This is a genomic window from Pseudomonas sp. Root71 (assembly GCF_001429045.1).
Lineage (GTDB): Bacteria > Pseudomonadota > Gammaproteobacteria > Pseudomonadales > Pseudomonadaceae > Aquipseudomonas > Aquipseudomonas monachiensis.
Genome location: NZ_LMHY01000025.1, coordinates 462000 through 478053, shown reverse-complemented (window position 1 = coordinate 478053; position 16054 = coordinate 462000). Strand labels below are relative to the sequence as shown.

The window sequence follows — 16054 nt, the reverse complement described above, 5'->3', positions numbered from 1 at the left end:
TAGGAGCTGCCGAAGGCTGCGAACTTTTCAAGGATCAAAGGATCGCAGCCTTCGGCAGCTCCTACGGATGTCCGTAGAGCTCAACGTTTTTTGTCGAGAGGGTCGCGCCGCGCCAGTTCCGCCTCATCCAGACCATTGCCACCGCCAATATCGTCCTCATCGACGATGCTCAGGTCCCAATCCGCGCGGCTATCATTGCCCGCCTCATGGGCATCCCGGGCGCCGTCTTCACGGATCAGGGTTTCCGGGCTCAGGTCGTCGTCGGTAGGTTGATGGTCACCGGTCGAGGCACCGGTCAGGCCCGCTTCACGTCCGCGCTGGCGCGGCATCTGTTGCTCGCGCTCCTTTTCCGGCAGTTCGTCACCGATTCTGGCGCTGGGTTCTTCGGTGTCGAAATCCAGCTCACGCACCGAGCCCATGCGGTCTTCGTTGTCATCGACGGGTTCCGGCTGCACCGCATCGTACGGACGTCGTGAATCATTCATGGTAATTCCTCATACTGTAGGCCTTACTACGGTTGACCTACTTGGCTGCCGAGAATTCCACCGGCATGGAGCCCCGTGTTCCGGATCAGGAGAGCATCTGCATTTCGCGCGTGACCCCGACGGACGGTTGTCAGTCAAAGCTGCGCATCATTCTTGAGGCTTCAAAGCATGAACGAATTACAAGATCTGATTGATAACAACGAGCGTTGGGCCGCTGCGATCAAGGAGGAAGATCCTGACTTCTTCGCCAAGCTGGCTCGCCAACAGACCCCGGAGTTCCTGTGGATCGGTTGTTCCGACGCCCGTGTGCCGGCCAACGAGATCGTCGGCATGCTGCCGGGCGATCTGTTCGTACACCGTAATGTGGCCAACGTCGTGCTGCACACTGACCTTAACTGCCTGTCGGTGATTCAGTACGCGGTCGATGTGCTCAAGGTCAAACACATTCTCGTCACCGGCCACTATGGCTGTGGCGGTGTGCGCGCTTCGATGCAGGACCGCCAGTTCGGCCTGATCGACGGCTGGCTGCGTTCGATTCGCGATCTCTATTATGAAAAACGTGAAGAACTGGCCAAATACGCCACCGAAGAGGAGCGCGTCGACCGCCTCTGCGAACTGAACGTGATCCAGCAAGTCGCGAACGTCGGGCATACCAGCATTGTGCAAAACGCCTGGCACCGCGGGCAGAGCCTGTCGATCCACGGCTGCATCTACGGCATCAAGGATGGCCGCTGGAAGAGCCTGAACGCGACCATCAGCGGATTCGAGCAACTGCCGCCGCAGTACCGCCTGCGTCCGTTCGAACCTCTGTAAAACCTTTCAATACAGGCTTCGCCGACGCCACTGCTGCAAAAACAGCTGGCCGTCGGCGTTCGGCTCTTCATCATAGCCTGTGATCCAGCCACGGCACTCGTATGAGCCGCACTGGCAGGCGAACTGGCGTTGCAGTTTGTCTTCGCTGGCGGCGAAGTCCATGGTCAGCCAGTCGCCCTTGTTGATGTCCTTCAGCGCCCATAACCACAACTCGCTCAAGTCCAGAAAGACATTGGGGTCGCAGGAGTGTCGCAACAGTCCGCAGAAACGCGGGTCGTAGACGTGCACACCCGGGGCGAGCTGGCGGGTATGCCGGCAGCGATAGGGCAGCAAGTGCCCTGATGCCCGGCAGAGACGAGTGATTCGCGGGAATTCACGCCGTGCGGCAATAGCCGTGGCTTCGCCCTTGGCGTTTTCAATGATTTCGAAGTCGGCCAGGGAAGGAAATCCCAGGCGAACGGGTAGCTCCGAAAAGGGGTAAACACCTTGCGGCGGTTGTGGGTTTTTTCGTCGGGGGGCGTGAGCTTTCATAACGATCCCTGTCTGCTGGGTGCTGCGACTTCCTTGCGCCGACGGTCCTGTTGGCACAGCAGCACATGAGTTCAGCCCAAGCCTCTCGCAGTTATAACGGGCGGTCTACTGTCATAAGTGACAGATCTGGCCGCCGTTCATCGGGTTAAAACGGCGGAGCAGGCTTCGCCGTGACTGGCGCCGGGGCCTTGAGCTGCTTGAGCTGGGTCACGATCGAAGCTGTCGCGCATTTACCCGCAGCCTGCTGGGGCGACAGGTTGCGGATCGAGGTGTAGAACAGCTCACAGGTTTTTTCTTTCTGGGCCACTTGCCAGGTTTGCCGGCAGGTATTGAGTTCAAGGTCTGGATTGCTGTCCGGTTGGCGGCCCATGGTGGCCTGCCAGCACGCAGCACTCAGATCCTGCCCCATGACTTTCAGGCCTGCCGCATCGGCCTTGGCCTGGGCGTCACTGCCGGTGTAGTTTGCCGGATCGGCGGCATACCAAATGTAGCTCGGGTGGTTGGAGCCCAATACGGGGACTTTCACGCCGTTGTCCGGAGTGATCTGCACCAGGCTCAACACGTTCACTGTCTGCCCGTATTGCTCTTTGATCCAGTTACGCACCGGTGTGCCGAAGGCGACCATCGGCAGCGCTGCGCCGCTGGCGTTCAGGCTGACTTCCTTGACCATGGTGCTCTGGTAATCCTTGAAGTAGCCGTAGACGCCTTCGAGGTCCTTGCCCGCGTTGGACGGCGCGGCAATCGGGGCGATGTCGATGATTGTCTGGTAGCCCGGCGTCTGCCCGGCCGGAATGCCGTTGGCGGTCAGCAGTGTGGCCCAGCGATCCGTGGTGGCGGACCTCAGGTAATCCTGGGCCTGGGTCAGCGAATAGTCTGGCGGGAAGTGCAGCAGCTCAACGCTCTTGCGGTTTTCCAGGGCCATGCCCAGCGGCAGGAACAGATACCAGCTATACGCCCACTTGCCATCGGCATTCAGTTTGCTGGCGCCGTTATAGGCCAGGTCACCGGCGTCGAGCAGCGCGGCCAAAGGTTTGTCATAGCCGTCGGGCACGCCGATGATTTCTGCATGGAGCTGACCATTGTCGGTTTTGACCAGAACCTTCGCATCGCCGTAGCCATCGCGCTGCACGCTTTGGGTCAGGTAATGCTCGACGGTCTGTTCTAGCGTCCAGTTGCGAAAGCAGATCACGTTGCAGTTGTTGGGATAGGCGAAGAGGCGGGTAACGCGTTCGGTACTGCCCAGCTTCAGGTTGATATCGGCATGGGCTGTGGCACTCAGGGTGAGGGCTGCGAGGGTAAGTCCTGCGAGTTTAAGCATGCTCAGATCCTTTTCAGCGTGGTCCCGTTACGGATACACACCATACTGGATCAACTCAGTGACTCAAAAAAGTAGGCCTCAGGCATTTTTTTGGAGCAATGGCATCCAGCCCGCAACGTGTGTTTTGCGGGCTGGTTCAAATATCAGGCAATCACAGAAGGCGCAGTGCCAATTGGCTGCCGGCACGCAGGTATTCGACTTGTGCGGTGACCGCGTCCCTGACGATCGCTTCACCGGTGTCGTTCAGGCGGGCTTTTTTTGCATCGATAACGGAGGTTTGCAAGAGTTGCATAGTGACATCCACTGCTTTCTGAAAGGCCGTCACGTTGTTGTGCTGACCAAACGCCTGCACCACCGCGTTCATACGGAGATCGGCATCGTCTCGCAAAGCTTTGTACTCAGCTATCGAGACGTTGCCATCCTGGTAAATTTCATTGATCAACTCTTCCAATGTTTTGGATATTGGTGTCATCGGGTCTTCCTTGGGTTTTGGTGTTTGATTCTCCGGGACAGGTTAATTCAACACTGCTGGCGGCAAGAGTCAGGACTTGCGCCTGTATTGAGTGGGACAACGCCACAGGTTTTGTAGGAGAGGGGGCTTTCAACCTGTCGCTTTCGTTAGAACTCATGAAACGACAGTGTTTCTGCCTGAGCCCCGTCACATTCTTGCGGGGATCAGGCAGCCAAAGCGCCATATCGTGACGCAGTTGGACGTTTGCTTACGGCATCACCGGTGGCGTATAGGCCAGCGTCGTCCCCAGCGCCCAGAGCAGCAACAATACCAGCGGTGTGTGCACCAGCAATTGCACGAACGAGAAGCCGATCAGGTCCCGTGCCTTCAACCCGAGCACGCCCAGCAGCGGCAGCATGTAGAACGGGTTGATCAGGTTGGGCAGGGCTTCGGCGGCGTTGTAGATCTGTACGGCCCAGCCCAGGTGATAGTTCAGGTCATTGGCCACCTGCATCACGTACGGCGCTTCGATGATCCACTTGCCACCACCGGACGGAATGAAGAAGCCGAGGATCGCCGAGTACACACCCATCAGCAACGCATAGGTGTCGTGGGAAGCAATGCTGACGAAGAACGTCGAGATGTGGTGCGCCAGGGTCTGCGCGTCGGCGCCTTTGACCGTGGTCATCAGCGCGGCAATCGAACCGTACAGCGGAAACTGGATCAGCACGCCCGTGGTAGTCGGCACCGCGCGGGACACGGCGTCGAGGAAGCTGCGCGGGCGCCAGTGCAGCAGGGCGCCGAGCATGATAAACAGGAAGTTGTAGGTGTTCAGCCCGGAAATCGCGCTGATCGCCGGTTTGGTCGAGAACTCGTGGAATAGCCAGCCACCGGCCAGCAGCACCAGCAGGATCATCAGCAGCGGACTGTACTCCAGCCATTCGCCGGGACGGGTGCGCGGTTGCAGCGGCGGCAGGTTGAAACTCGGATCGACGCCGCAGGCCTTGGCATCACGCGCCGAGTTCGGACCAGGGGCGGTGGCATAGGCAATGATCAGCGAAATGACGATCAAGGCCAGTAGCATCACGCCGGACTGCCATAGAAAGATCGTCTGCGTGAACGGAATCACCCCGGTGATCGACAGAATCGACGGTGGCAGGCTCGCTGGGTTGGCCTGCAACTGTGCCGCGGACGACGACAGGCCCAAGGCCCATACCGCGCCAAGTCCCAGATAGGCGGCGGCACCGGCGGCGCGGTAGTCCATTTTCAGATCGGTGCGGCGGGCCAGGGCGCGCACCAGCAATCCGCCGAACACCAGGGACAAGCCCCAGTTCAGCAACGACGCGACCATGGAAATCAGCGCGACCCAGGCCACGGCGGAGCGGCCGTTTTTCGGGAGTTTTGCCAGTCGGTCGATCAGTTTCACCGCCGGTGGCGAACTGGCGACCACGTAGCCACCGATCACCACAAAGGCCATTTGCATGGTGAAAGGGATCAGGCTCCAGAAGCCGTCACCGAACGCCATCGCGGCATCGGTGGGCTTGGCACCCATGGCCATGGTGGCCAGGGCCACGATAATCACCGCCAGGGCCGCAAACACCCAGGAGTCGGGAAACCAGCGTTCGGCAAAACTTGAGCAGCGCAGGGCAAAGCGGGCGGAGCGGCTATCTTCGATATCAGCGGCCACGGGGGTACCTCGGATTTTTATGTTTGTCGTGGTCTTCGGGGCGGTAACCGCCCGTCTGGACAGATGCCAACATTAATTCAAGCGGAGGATTTTTGCGGGGCTGTTTCGTGGCTATGGGACTTTGGTCTAACGGGTTGTCCGCCGGTGCGTTTACGTAGACCATGGGCGCCTTGGTTTTTGCCCGTGCCAGAGTTCTTTTCATGACTGCCAACACCGATTCGCGCCCGACGCCGTTCAACCGCTCGGACTACAAGACCCTCGGGCTCGCCGCGCTCGGCGGGGCGCTGGAAATCTACGATTTCATCATCTTCGTGTTTTTCGCCCTGACCCTCAGCCAGTTGTTCTTCCCGCCGGAAATGCCCGAGTGGCTGCGCCTGCTGCAAAGCTTCGGGATCTTCGTCACCGGGTATCTGGCGCGACCGCTGGGCGGCATCCTGATGGCGCATTTCGCCGACCGTCTGGGACGCAAGAAAGTCTTCAGCCTGAGCATCCTGATGATGGCGTTACCTTGCCTGCTGATCGGGATCATGCCGACCTACGCGCAAATCGGCTATTTCGCGCCCTTGCTGCTGTTGGCCCTGCGCATCCTCCAGGGCGCGGCGGTGGGCGGCGAGGTGCCCAGTGCCTGGGTATTCGTCGCCGAGCACGCGCCCGTCGGCCATCGCGGCTATGCCCTGGGGTTCTTGCAGGCGGGGCTGACCTTCGGTTATTTGATCGGTGCATTGACCGCAACCTTCCTGGCGCAAGCGTTCACTCCAACGGAAATCCTCGATTACGCCTGGCGTTACCCCTTCCTGCTGGGCGGCGTGTTTGGCGTGATTGGCGTCTGGCTGCGTCGCTGGCTCAGCGAAACCCCGGTGTTCATGGCCATGCAGACACAGCGGGAGGCGGCCGGCGAACTGCCGCTGCGCACGGTCTTGCGCGAGCATCGCCTGGCCATTTTGCCAGCGATGATTCTCACCTGTGTGCTGACCTCGGCCGTGGTGGTGTTCGTGGTCATCACCCCGACCATGATGCAGAAAACCTTTGGCATGACCGCCAGCCATACCTTCGCCTTGAGCGCACTGGGCATCGTGTTCTTGAACATCGGCTGCGTGCTCGCCGGGCTGCTGGTCGACCGCATCGGCGCCTGGCGCACGGTGATGTTCTATAGCCTGCTGCTGCCGCTGGGCATCGGCGTGCTGTATGCCTGCCTGATCATGGGCGGCGACTGGGTTGGCCTGGCCTACGCCGTGGCAGGGCTGTCCTGCGGGGTGGTTGGCGCGGTGCCATCGGTGATGGTCAGCCTGTTCCCGGCGCGGATTCGCGTCTCGGGCATTTCCTTTACCTACAACATCGCCTACGCCGCATGGGCGAGTGTCACACCGCTTTTGCTGATCGGCCTGATGCCGTGGAGTCCATGGATCTGCGTGATGTTCAGTGCGGTGATGGGCGCGGTGGGCGTGGGCAGCGCGGCTTATTTCGGTGCGCGGATGCCGAGAGTCGCAGGCTGTTCTGCGGCTGGCGCGCATTGATTGTGTGCGTAGTAACTATTTTTACAGGGCAAGCCTGAAACACGCTTAAGTAAATGTTTCCAAGGCCGATGGTTAGGCTGCATATCGCTTTCTACCCCTGTCCATCGGTGCTTTCCCATGTTCAATAAACGCTTGAAGCAGGAGCTGTCGGCTCTTCGTGAAGAACTCTCCAGCCTTCAGCAAGTGAAGGACAGTCTGGAAAGCGAGATGCTGGTGCTGACCCTCGACAGCGATGGACGGGTTCAGTCGGTCAATCAGAACTTCCTTGGCGAAATGCATTACAAGAGCGGCGACCTGATTGGCCGGCACATCGACGACCTGGTCCCGGATCACGTGAAATCCGATGAATTCCAGCTGCGTTTCAAAAACGCGCTGACCCGTGGCGAGCACTTCGCTGGCGCGGTGCGCCTGTTGCGCGGTACCGGCCAGGAGGCGTGGCTGCGTTCGATCCTGCAACCGGTGCGCTCGGCGGATGGGCGGATCAGGTGTTTTTCGATTTTCTCCAGCGACCTGACCCGCACCATCGAGGCCTCCCGCGAACACGAGAACCTGATCGGCGCGCTGGTGCGCTCCACGGCGGTGATCGAATTCGACCTCAATGGCAATGTGCTGAGCGCCAACGACCGCTTCCTTAGTGGCATGGGTTACAGCCTGGCGCAGATCAAGGGCAAACATCACCGCATGTTCTGCGAGCCGGCGGATTACAACAGTGCCGAGTACCAGGACTTCTGGCGTCGCCTGAACGCGGGCGAATTCGTGGCCAACCGTTTCAAACGGGTCGACAGCCATGGTCGTACGGTCTGGCTGGAGGCGTCCTACAACCCGGTGGTCGATGCCAACAATAATCTCTACAAGGTGGTTAAGTTCGCCACGGTGATTACCGACCAGGTCAATCAGGAACAAGCCGTCGCCGAGGCCGCCAACATCGCCTACAGCACCTCGCAGCAAACCGACCAAAGCGCCCAGCGCGGTAATGCCGTGGTGACCCAGGCCGTGGACGTGATGCGCGACCTGGCCAGGCATATGCAAACCGCCGGTGATGGCATCGAAGCCCTGAACGAGCAGTCGCTGGTGATCGGTACCATTGTCAAAACCATCAGCGGCATTGCCGAGCAGACCAATCTGCTGGCGCTCAACGCGGCCATCGAAGCGGCGCGTGCGGGCGAGCAAGGGCGGGGCTTCGCCGTGGTAGCGGATGAGGTCCGGCAACTGGCTTCGCGCACCAGCCAGGCCACCGATGAAATCGTCCTTGTGGTCCGGCAGAACCAGGACATGGCGCGCAACGCCGTGGCCCTGATGACCGACGGCAAGCTTCAGGCCGAGCAAGGCCTGGCGCTGGCGGCGGAAGCGGGGGCGGTGATTGTCGAGATCCAGGACGGCGCGCAGAAAGTGGTCAATGCGGTGGGGCAGTTTGCCAATCAACTCACTAACTGACCTGCTATCCGCTCTTGGTGGGAGAGGGCTTGCTCCGGGCGGCGTTCCGACGAAAGCGGTGTGTCATTCAACGCAACTGTGACTGAACTGACACCTTCGCGAGCAAGCCCGCTCCCACAGGGTTACGTGGGCGCTACAATCGGCTCTTTTCCCCCAGGAGCAGACTTCCATGAGCGCTTCCCACCGCCGTCCGGTTCCCTTGTCCAAGGCCTATCGTCTGCTCAATCATGGCCCGACCGTGCTGGTCAGCGCAGCCCACGATGGCCAGCGCAACATCATGGCGGCAGCCTGGGCCATGCCGCTGGACTTCGACCCCCCGAAAATTGCCGTGGTGCTGGACAAGTCCACCTGGACTCGCCAGTTGCTGGAAGCCTCGGGCACCTTTGTGCTGAATGTTCCCTGCGCCGCCCAGGCCGACATTGTGCAAACCGTCGGTTCGACCTCCGGCCTGGAATTGACCCGGGGCCAGGGGCGCGACAAGTTTGAGACCTACGACCTGCAGACGTTCACCGGCGAGTCGGTCGATGCGCCGATGCTCGAAGGCTGTGTGGCCTGGCTGGAGTGTCGCCTGTTGCCGGAGCCGAACAACCACCAGCAGTACGATCTGTTCCTGGCCGAAGTGATTGCCGCCCAGGCAGACGAACGTGTGTTCAGCGAAGGCCGCTGGCACTTCGAAGGGCAAGATGCCTTGCGCACCTTGCACCACGTGGCGGGCGGGCACTTCCTGACCATTGGCGAGCCGGTGGACGGCAAGACCTTGCAGGCTTGAGTCGGTCAGCGCTCAAATCCACACATCATTCTCGGCCGTGCGCTCACCACCTTCGCTGCCGGTATTGAGCACGCCCTTGGGTTCGATCAGCAGGAGTTTTACCTCCTGCTCGGCACAAGGCTTGTGCTCGACGCCTTTGGGTACCACGTACATTTCCCCGGCGTTCACCAGCACGTGACCATCGCGAAAATCGATGCGCAACCGGCCTTCGAGCACGATGAAGGTTTCGTCGGTATCGAGGTGGTCGTGCCAGATAAAGTCCCCCAGCAACTTCACCACCTTGAACTGGTAGTTGTTCATTTCGGCGATGACCCGGGGCGACCAGTGGGAATCGATCCGGCTGATTTTTTCAGCGAAGTTCAGGCTTTCGTAAGCATTCATGAAACAGCTCTCGCGGTGGTTGGTGAACCCACGATAGCCAGCGACTCAACGCGCTTCTTGTACGATTGTGCGTGGCTCAACGGCGCTGCATGTTGATCCAGCGGGCCGGTGACAGGCCGTAGGTCTTGCCGAATTGCCGGGTCATGTGGCTCTGGTCGGTGAAGCCTGCGATCAGCGCGGCGCTGACCAGGCTCTGACCCTGGATCAGCAGCGCACGGACCAGGTCCAGGCGCCGCATGGTCAGATAGCGGTAGGGGCTGGTGCCGAACAACAGGCGAAAATCCCGGGACAGGCTCCAGCGATCCCGACCGCTGTGCTGCGCCAGTTCATCCAGGGTCACGGTGCGATCCAGGGCGCCGTGGATGTATTCCCGCGCACGCTGCGCGGCCACGTAATCGAAACCCGAGCGTTTGCCCGCCGCGGCGGAAACCGTGCTCATGGCTTGCGCCAGATCGAACAGCGCGTCCTGTTCTTCCAGTGGATCGAGCGGGCAATCCAGGCTGCGCAGCAACGCGCCCGTGGCGGCGAACAGGCGGGGATCGTTCGATAGCCCGGTCTTGATGAATGGCAGCGCTTGCCCACCGAGCATCTGCTGGATCAGCGCCGGTTCGATGTACATCATCCGGTACTGGAAACCGGACTCGGTGCCGGCCTCGCCATCGTGGGCTTCGTCCGGGTGCAGTACGATCGTTGCGCCCGGCAGGCTGTGACGCCAGCCGCCGCGATACTGAAAGCTCTGCACCCCGGCCAGGGTATGACCGATGGCATAGGTGTCGTGGCGGTGCAGATCATAGCCATGGCTGGCAAAAAACGCCTCGAAACGCTGCAGCCCGCCGACATCGGGCGCGCGAAGGAACCAGTCATTGCTAGGCGGACGCTTGGCCATGGTGATGATCGTCTTGAGTTTGATGCGCAATACGGTATCTCAGCCAACGGTTCGCTGTCTTCTGATCGGATGGCGGTTTGCCCGCTAGAAAACCAAGGGCAAATACTGCACTGTGGGGCGCATTCGCTACAGGTCGTTGTTTATTTTTCAGTATGAGGCCAGGTCATGAGCAAGTTGCGCGTGGGGATCATTTTCGGAGGCCGTTCGGCCGAGCATGAGGTGTCGTTGCAATCGGCGAAAAACATCGTCGATGCGCTGGATCGCTCACGCTTCGAGCCGGTGTTGATCGGCATCGACAAACAAGGCCACTGGCACCTCAACGACCCCTCCAACTTTTTGCTGAACCAGGAAAACCCGGCGCTGATCGCCCTCAATCAGTCCAATCGCGAACTGGCCGTGGTACCGGGCAAAGCCAGTCAGCAATTGGTGGAAACCTCCAGCCAGGAAATGCTCGGTCACGTCGATGTGATCTTCCCGATTGTCCACGGCACCCTCGGAGAAGACGGTTGCCTGCAAGGCTTGCTGCGCATGGCCGATCTGCCGTTTGTCGGCTCCGATGTGCTCGGCTCGGCCGTGTGCATGGACAAGGACATCAGCAAGCGCCTGCTGCGCGATGCCGGCCTGGCCGTGACGCCGTTCGTGACATTGACCCGCGCCATGGCGGCGCGCACCGGGTTTGCCGAGGTGCGGGGCAAGTTGGGTTTGCCGCTGTTCGTCAAACCGGCCAACCAGGGCTCTTCCGTGGGTGTGAGCAAGGTCACCAACGAGGCCGAGTACAGTGCAGCGGTGGAACTGGCCTTGAGTTTCGATACCAAGGTGTTGATCGAATCTGCCGTCAGCGGCCGCGAGATTGAATGCGCGGTGCTCGGCAATGAAGACGCCATTGCCAGTGGCTGCGGCGAGATCGTGGTGCGCAGCGGGTTCTATTCCTACGACAGCAAGTACATCGACGACACGGCGGCTGAAGTGGTGGTGCCGGCCAACATCAGCGTCGAGGCCAGCGAGCGCATTCGCGCCCTGGCCGTCGAAGCGTTCCAGGTCCTGGGCTGTTCCGGCCTGGCCCGAGTCGACGTGTTCCTGACCGACTCCGGTGAAGTGCTGATCAACGAAATCAACTCGCTGCCCGGCTTCACCCGCATCAGCATGTACCCGAAACTGTGGCAGGCCACCGGCATGACCTACAGCGAACTGGTGACGCGACTGATCGAGCTGGCGCTGGAGAAGCACCAGGTTCGGCAGGGGTTGAAGATCAGTCGATAGCGACTTGCTCATAAACAAAGGGCCTACCCACCGGTAAGCCCTTTCTCATCCCCTCGTACGACTCAATCCCCCAACGCTTGCCCCTCACGCCGCGGATCGGCCCCGCCTGTCAGCGACGCTTTGCCTTGGGCGTCCTTGACCCGAACAATCGCCTGGGTGCCGCTGGTCATGTCGATCTCGCTCACGCTGTGCCCTTTGTCTTTCAGCGCCTGAATCAGCATCGGGCTGAACTGGCCCAGTTCCAGTTCGGTGGGGCCGTTGCGGCTGCCGAAGTTGGGCAGGTTGATGGCGGCTTGCGCATCGAGGTTCCAGTCGAGCAGGCCGATGGTGGATTTGGCCACGTATTCGATGATTTGCGAGCCGCCGGGGGAGCCGACGGTGGCGAGGAATTCGCCGCTCTGGCGGTCGAAGATCAGGGTCGGGGCCATGGAGGAGCGCGGGCGTTTGCCGGGCTCGACGCGGTTGGCGACTTTTTGCCCGTTTTCCTCGGGGATGAACGAGAAGTCGGTCATCTCGTTGTTGAGCATGAAACCCTGAACCATGATGTGCGAGCCAAACGCCGATTCGATGGTAGTGGTCATCGACACGGCACCGCCGGCGTCATCGACGGCCACCACCTGCGAGGTGGAAATCCGCAGCGGCGAACGGTCTGGCGCATAGGCCACCCGGATGCCCGGCGGAGTGCCGGGTTTGGCCGTGCCCATGCTGCGTTCGCCAATCAGGGCGGCGCGGCTGGCGAGGTAGGCCGGGTCGACCAGGCCCTTGACCGGCACGGGTACAAAGTCGGAATCGGCGACGTACTGAGCGCGGTCGGCGTAGGCCAGGCGTTCGGCTTCAGAGATCAGGTGCACGGCTTGCGGGTCGGGTTCGATACCGGCCGAGGCGGTGGTCTTGACCGGTTTCAGCGGTGCCAGCGCCATGCGCTTGTCGCGAGTCTCCAGGGCTTGCAGCGTGCCGAGGATCTGCGCCACGGCGATCCCGCCCGATGACGGCGGCGGCATGCCGCAAACTTGCCAGCGCTTGTAGTCGGTGCACAGCGGCGCGCGCTCCTTGGCCTGGTAGTTGGCGAGGTCGGTCAGGGACAGGCTGCCGGGGTTGGTGTGACCCTGAACCTTGGTCGCAATTTCCTCGGCGACCGGGCCTTTGTACAGGGCATCCGGGCCTTCATGGGCGATGCGTTTGAACACGGCGGCCAGGGCCGGGTTCTTCAGGTTTGTGCCGACGGCTTTTGGGCTGCCATCGGCATTGCGAAAGTAAGCCATCATTTCCGGTGAGCGCGGCATGGACGAATCCGCAGCGATCAACTGGTGCAATCGAGGTGAAATGGCAAAACCTTGCTCGGCGAGCCGGATGGCCGGTTCAAACAGCTGCGCCCAAGGCAGGCGTCCGTGTTTTTGATGGGCCAGTTCCAGGGCGCGCAATACGCCGGGCGTGCCCACCGAGCGGCCTCCGATCTGCGCCTGGGTGAACCCCATCGGTTGTCCGTTGGGTTGCAGGAAAAGCTTCTCGGTGGCGCCGGCCGGGGCGGTTTCACGCCCGTCGTAGGTGCGCACGGCCTTACCATCCCAGAGTACGATCAATGCGCCGCCACCGATGCCCGAAGACTGTGGCTCAACCAGCGTCAACACCGCTTGCATCGCAATCGCCGCGTCGATGGCCGAGCCGCCCCGGCGCAGCATCTCCCGCCCGGCTTCGGCCGCCAGCGGGTTGGCCGCCGCTGCCATGTATTTCTCGGCGTGTTGGGTTTTCAGGTCGGTGCGCAAGCCGGAAGCGCTTTCCGGTGCAAGCGGCAGCGTCGGCACCGAAGCGTTGTTGCACGCGGTCAGGGTCAGGGTACTGGCGAGCAGAAACAGGGCTGGCAGGCGATAGCGGCGCAAAGGGTAGGTTGAGAACACGTGGGGTACTCCGTCCGTTGGATCTACGATCAGTGGACTTTATCGGCCGACCGGGAGGGACGCAAACCGGGTCCGGCGGCACCGATGTTTTTGTCCTTCATCAATGGCGGAATTTTCTGTAGGGTCGTTGCCAACAGGCAGGCCGGTAAATCAACAAGAGGCAGACATGCAAACCGAGTTCCCCACCCATTCCAGCTATCGCACCCAGCGTGAACAATTCCTGGCCGCGGCGACCACGGCAGGCGCAACGCTGACGGAGTATCCACACCCGCTCAAAGGGCCGTTCGGCGAACCCCTGAGCACCGATGTGGCGGTGCTGGGTGATCCGGGCGCCAAGCGGCTGCTGATCGCGTTGAGCGGCACTCACGGGGTCGAAGGCTTCTATGGTTCGGGCTGCCAGATCAAATGGCTGCAGGAGTTGGGCAAGCGCTGCCTGCCAACGGATGTCGCCGTGGTCATGATCCATGCCATCAACCCCTGGGGCATGGCGTGGTTGCGCCGGGTCAACGAAGACAACATCGATCTGAACCGCAATCACCTGGATTTCCAGCGACCGCTGCCAGACAACCAGGCCTACAACGCCCTGCATGAAATCTATGCCTGCCCGCAGCTGCACGGCCCGGATCGTGATCGTGCCGATGCCTTGCTCGACGAGCAGATTCACCTGCACGGCTGGCCGGCAGTCATGTCGATTGTCGAGGGCGGTCAGCATGCTCATCCCGATGGCCTGTTTTTCGGCGGGCTGGCGCCGAGCTGGTCGAACCGTACATTGCACAAGATCGTGCAAACGCACGTGGCCCATGCCGAGGTCGCCATGTGTTTCGACTTGCACACCGGCGCTGGCGAGTACGGTCATCCGATGTTGTTGACCATCACCGAGTCCGCCTATCCGGCGTTGTCGGATGCGCAGGCGATTTATGGCCCGTGGCTCTACAGCCTGCAAACCGGCGCCGACACCGTCAGCGAAACCGGTGTGGCGGCAACGGCCACCGGCTACACCTCGCAGGCGCTGATCAATGCACTGCCGCAGGTGCGCCTGATGCCGTTTGTCATTGAGTGCGGGACTTATCCGGGACCGGACGTTCACCGTCATCTGCGCGATGATCACTGGCTGCATCTGCACGGCAACCCGAATGACGCAACGGGGCGCGAGATCAAGCTGAATCTGCTTGAGCAGTTCTATCCCGCCGACGCCGATTGGCAGGCGATGGTCTGGCTGCGCACCTGGCAGATCTGGGAGCGGGCGTTGTCGGCATTACCGACGGTTCGCAACTGACACCCCTCAGTGGCCGATGGCCGCGGTCCAGGCTGGCCTGTGACCGCGGCACCATCACGCCGAAACCATTACGCCGCCTTCGAGTGCCGTAGCCCCGGCCACTTTGCACAATTCAACCCCCGCCGCCGCAAAGCGAATCGCACTGCGCATGTACATCACGCCACGGATGGAGCTGCATACAACCTGCGTAGCGCCAGTGATGGGGTCTATGACGTGCACCACCGGTTCATCACGCTCGATCCACGCGCCGGGTTTGTGCAGGAATACCACGAGCCCGGCGCAGGGGGCGCGCAAGGTCAGCGAGCCGTCGAAGGGCGTTGCGGGCTGGAGCAGGGCGGGCATCGGCGGCGGTGTGCCGGCGAGGATGCCCCGGTGTTGCAGGAAGGCGTAGAGGGCGGCGGCATCGACGCGGGCCAATGCATGATCGACATCCGCTTCACCGCGTAACTCGACGGTAGCGGCGACGCAGCCGGAAGGGATCGGAAAGCGCCCGGCAAACGCTTCGGCCAGGCGCCACCAGGGTTGACCGCAAGCCTCGTCAAACGAACCGGCGCCCGTACCGCTGGCCAGCAGGCTGGCCTGTGCGCCGATGTAGCGTGCCAGCGGTTCGATCTGCGACCAACAGGGCGTTTCTCCGTACAGGTGAACCACGGCCTGGGCATCGCAATGCAGGTCGAGGACGAAGTCGGCGTCGTGGGCCAGCAGCAATTGTGCCTGGCGCATCGAGTCGATCTCGCTGCTCGGGCGGATCTGTTTCAGGGCACTGGCCATGGCGCGCCGAATGATCTGCCGGTTTTCATCGGCATCCCCGGTCAGCTCATGGGCCAGCCGATCTCTGATTGTCTCGGCCAAATCAGGATACCGGCGATTGAAATTCTCACCGCTGTTGAAATCGAAACGCCCCATCGCGTCGTGCATCAAGGTCTGTTCGAGGCCAATCGGATTGGCGATGGGGACCAGCACGATCTCCCCGAGAATCTGTCCGCGAGCCTCGGCACTGTCGAGCATTCCACGCAGGTGATGCAGTGCCAGCATGCCGGGCAATTCGTCGGCGTGCAGGCTGGCTTGCAGATAAACCTTGCCGGCGCGTCCCGGCCGGCCGTAATGGAAGCTGATCAGGTGCCGCTGGGTACAGGGGGTGCGGGTCAACAGGGGCTGATGCTCGACGCGCATAAAGCGTTCCTTGAGACAGAGGGGCAAGTGCCGAGGGTTTCATCTTTATGAAAATGAGTGGCCCCATCAATCGAATAATTTACCCGTCACAGGTGAGCAAAATGATCCATTGACCGGCAGCGACACGCCGAAATGCGCCATAAGACCGTTCAATAAAATTTGACAGTGACGCAAATTTATT

General features: G+C 61.2%; 15 protein-coding genes and 1 pseudogene. 7 read left to right on the top strand and 9 right to left on the bottom strand.

All coding sequences use genetic code 11. From position 1 onward, the window contains the following. Positions 1-80 precede the first annotated feature (80 nt). On the bottom strand, positions 81-485 hold the full coding sequence (locus ASD95_RS18455) for a hypothetical protein (protein ID WP_056726305.1): 405 nt from the start codon (positions 483-485) through the stop codon (positions 81-83). Between the two features lie 168 nt (positions 486-653). Here ASD95_RS18455 and can point away from each other — a divergent pair, with 168 nt between their 5' ends. Next, positions 654-1298, top strand: coding sequence for a carbonate dehydratase (can, locus tag ASD95_RS18450; RefSeq protein ID WP_008046121.1), 645 nt, complete (start codon positions 654-656; stop codon positions 1296-1298). 6 nt (positions 1299-1304) lie between these two features. On the opposite strand, the gene ASD95_RS18445 is transcribed toward can, so the two are convergent. The 4 genes from ASD95_RS18445 to ASD95_RS18430 all read right to left on the bottom strand — a co-directional run bounded on the left by ASD95_RS18445 (position 1305) and on the right by ASD95_RS18430 (position 5285). After that, the gene (locus tag ASD95_RS18445) at positions 1305-1829 is read right to left on the bottom strand and encodes an SET domain-containing protein (RefSeq protein WP_056726304.1); all 525 of its coding nucleotides are present in this window, start codon (positions 1827-1829) and stop codon (positions 1305-1307) included. A 145-nt stretch (positions 1830-1974) separates the two neighbouring features. After that, the gene (locus ASD95_RS18440) at positions 1975-3147 is read right to left on the bottom strand and encodes a hypothetical protein (RefSeq protein ID WP_056726303.1); all 1173 of its coding nucleotides are present in this window, start codon (positions 3145-3147) and stop codon (positions 1975-1977) included. Between the two features lie 151 nt (positions 3148-3298). Next, positions 3299-3619 carry a hypothetical protein gene (locus tag ASD95_RS18435; RefSeq protein WP_056726302.1) on the bottom strand — a complete coding sequence of 107 codons (321 nt, stop codon included), beginning with the start codon at positions 3617-3619 and terminating at the stop codon, positions 3299-3301. A gap of 247 nt (positions 3620-3866) precedes the next feature. Then, positions 3867-5285, bottom strand: a complete 1419-nt coding sequence (locus ASD95_RS18430; protein WP_056726301.1) for a short-chain fatty acid transporter — start codon at positions 5283-5285, stop codon at positions 3867-3869. 200 nt (positions 5286-5485) lie between these two features. On the opposite strand from ASD95_RS18430, the gene ASD95_RS18425 reads away from it, so the two are divergent. From ASD95_RS18425 to ASD95_RS18415, 4 genes and pseudogenes are all read left to right on the top strand, one after another. Then, entirely contained in the window at positions 5486-6799 is a 1314-nt protein-coding gene (locus ASD95_RS18425; RefSeq protein WP_056726300.1) for an MFS transporter, read from the top strand. A gap of 117 nt (positions 6800-6916) precedes the next feature. Beyond that, a pseudogene (locus ASD95_RS30385) lies at positions 6917-7645 on the top strand (PAS domain-containing protein); the annotation flags it as partial. Beyond that, the gene (locus ASD95_RS30380; protein WP_236709753.1) at positions 7625-8233 is read left to right on the top strand and encodes a methyl-accepting chemotaxis protein; all 609 of its coding nucleotides are present in this window, start codon (positions 7625-7627) and stop codon (positions 8231-8233) included. The pseudogene ASD95_RS30385 and the gene ASD95_RS30380, both read left to right, overlap by 21 nt. Positions 8234-8402: 169 nt before the next feature. Beyond that, positions 8403-9002 carry a flavin reductase family protein gene (locus ASD95_RS18415; protein WP_056726298.1) on the top strand — a complete coding sequence of 200 codons (600 nt, stop codon included), beginning with the start codon at positions 8403-8405 and terminating at the stop codon, positions 9000-9002. Between the two features lie 12 nt (positions 9003-9014). Here the strand turns inward: ASD95_RS18415 and ASD95_RS18410 are convergent, their stop codons facing one another. After that, entirely contained in the window at positions 9015-9383 is a 369-nt protein-coding gene (locus tag ASD95_RS18410) for a cupin domain-containing protein (protein WP_056726297.1), read from the bottom strand. A gap of 76 nt (positions 9384-9459) precedes the next feature. Next, on the bottom strand, positions 9460-10269 hold the full coding sequence (locus ASD95_RS18405; RefSeq protein WP_056726336.1) for an AraC family transcriptional regulator: 810 nt from the start codon (positions 10267-10269) through the stop codon (positions 9460-9462). 165 nt (positions 10270-10434) lie between these two features. Here ASD95_RS18405 and ddlA point away from each other — a divergent pair, with 165 nt between their 5' ends. After that, positions 10435-11529 carry a D-alanine--D-alanine ligase gene (ddlA, locus tag ASD95_RS18400; protein WP_056726296.1) on the top strand — a complete coding sequence of 365 codons (1095 nt, stop codon included), beginning with the start codon at positions 10435-10437 and terminating at the stop codon, positions 11527-11529. A gap of 62 nt (positions 11530-11591) precedes the next feature. Here ddlA and ggt read toward each other — a convergent pair whose 3' ends face one another. Beyond that, positions 11592-13424: a gamma-glutamyltransferase gene (ggt, locus tag ASD95_RS18395; protein WP_056726295.1), complete on the bottom strand. Its 1833-nt coding sequence runs from the start codon at positions 13422-13424 to the stop codon at positions 11592-11594. 166 nt (positions 13425-13590) lie between these two features. Between ggt and ASD95_RS18390 the strand changes: the two genes are divergently transcribed. Next, positions 13591-14700: a DUF2817 domain-containing protein gene (locus ASD95_RS18390; protein ID WP_056726294.1), complete on the top strand. Its 1110-nt coding sequence runs from the start codon at positions 13591-13593 to the stop codon at positions 14698-14700. Between the two features lie 54 nt (positions 14701-14754). Here the strand turns inward: ASD95_RS18390 and ASD95_RS18385 are convergent, their stop codons facing one another. Further along, positions 14755-15873 carry a succinylglutamate desuccinylase/aspartoacylase family protein gene (locus ASD95_RS18385; protein ID WP_056726293.1) on the bottom strand — a complete coding sequence of 373 codons (1119 nt, stop codon included), beginning with the start codon at positions 15871-15873 and terminating at the stop codon, positions 14755-14757. Positions 15874-16054: the final 181 nt, after the last annotated feature.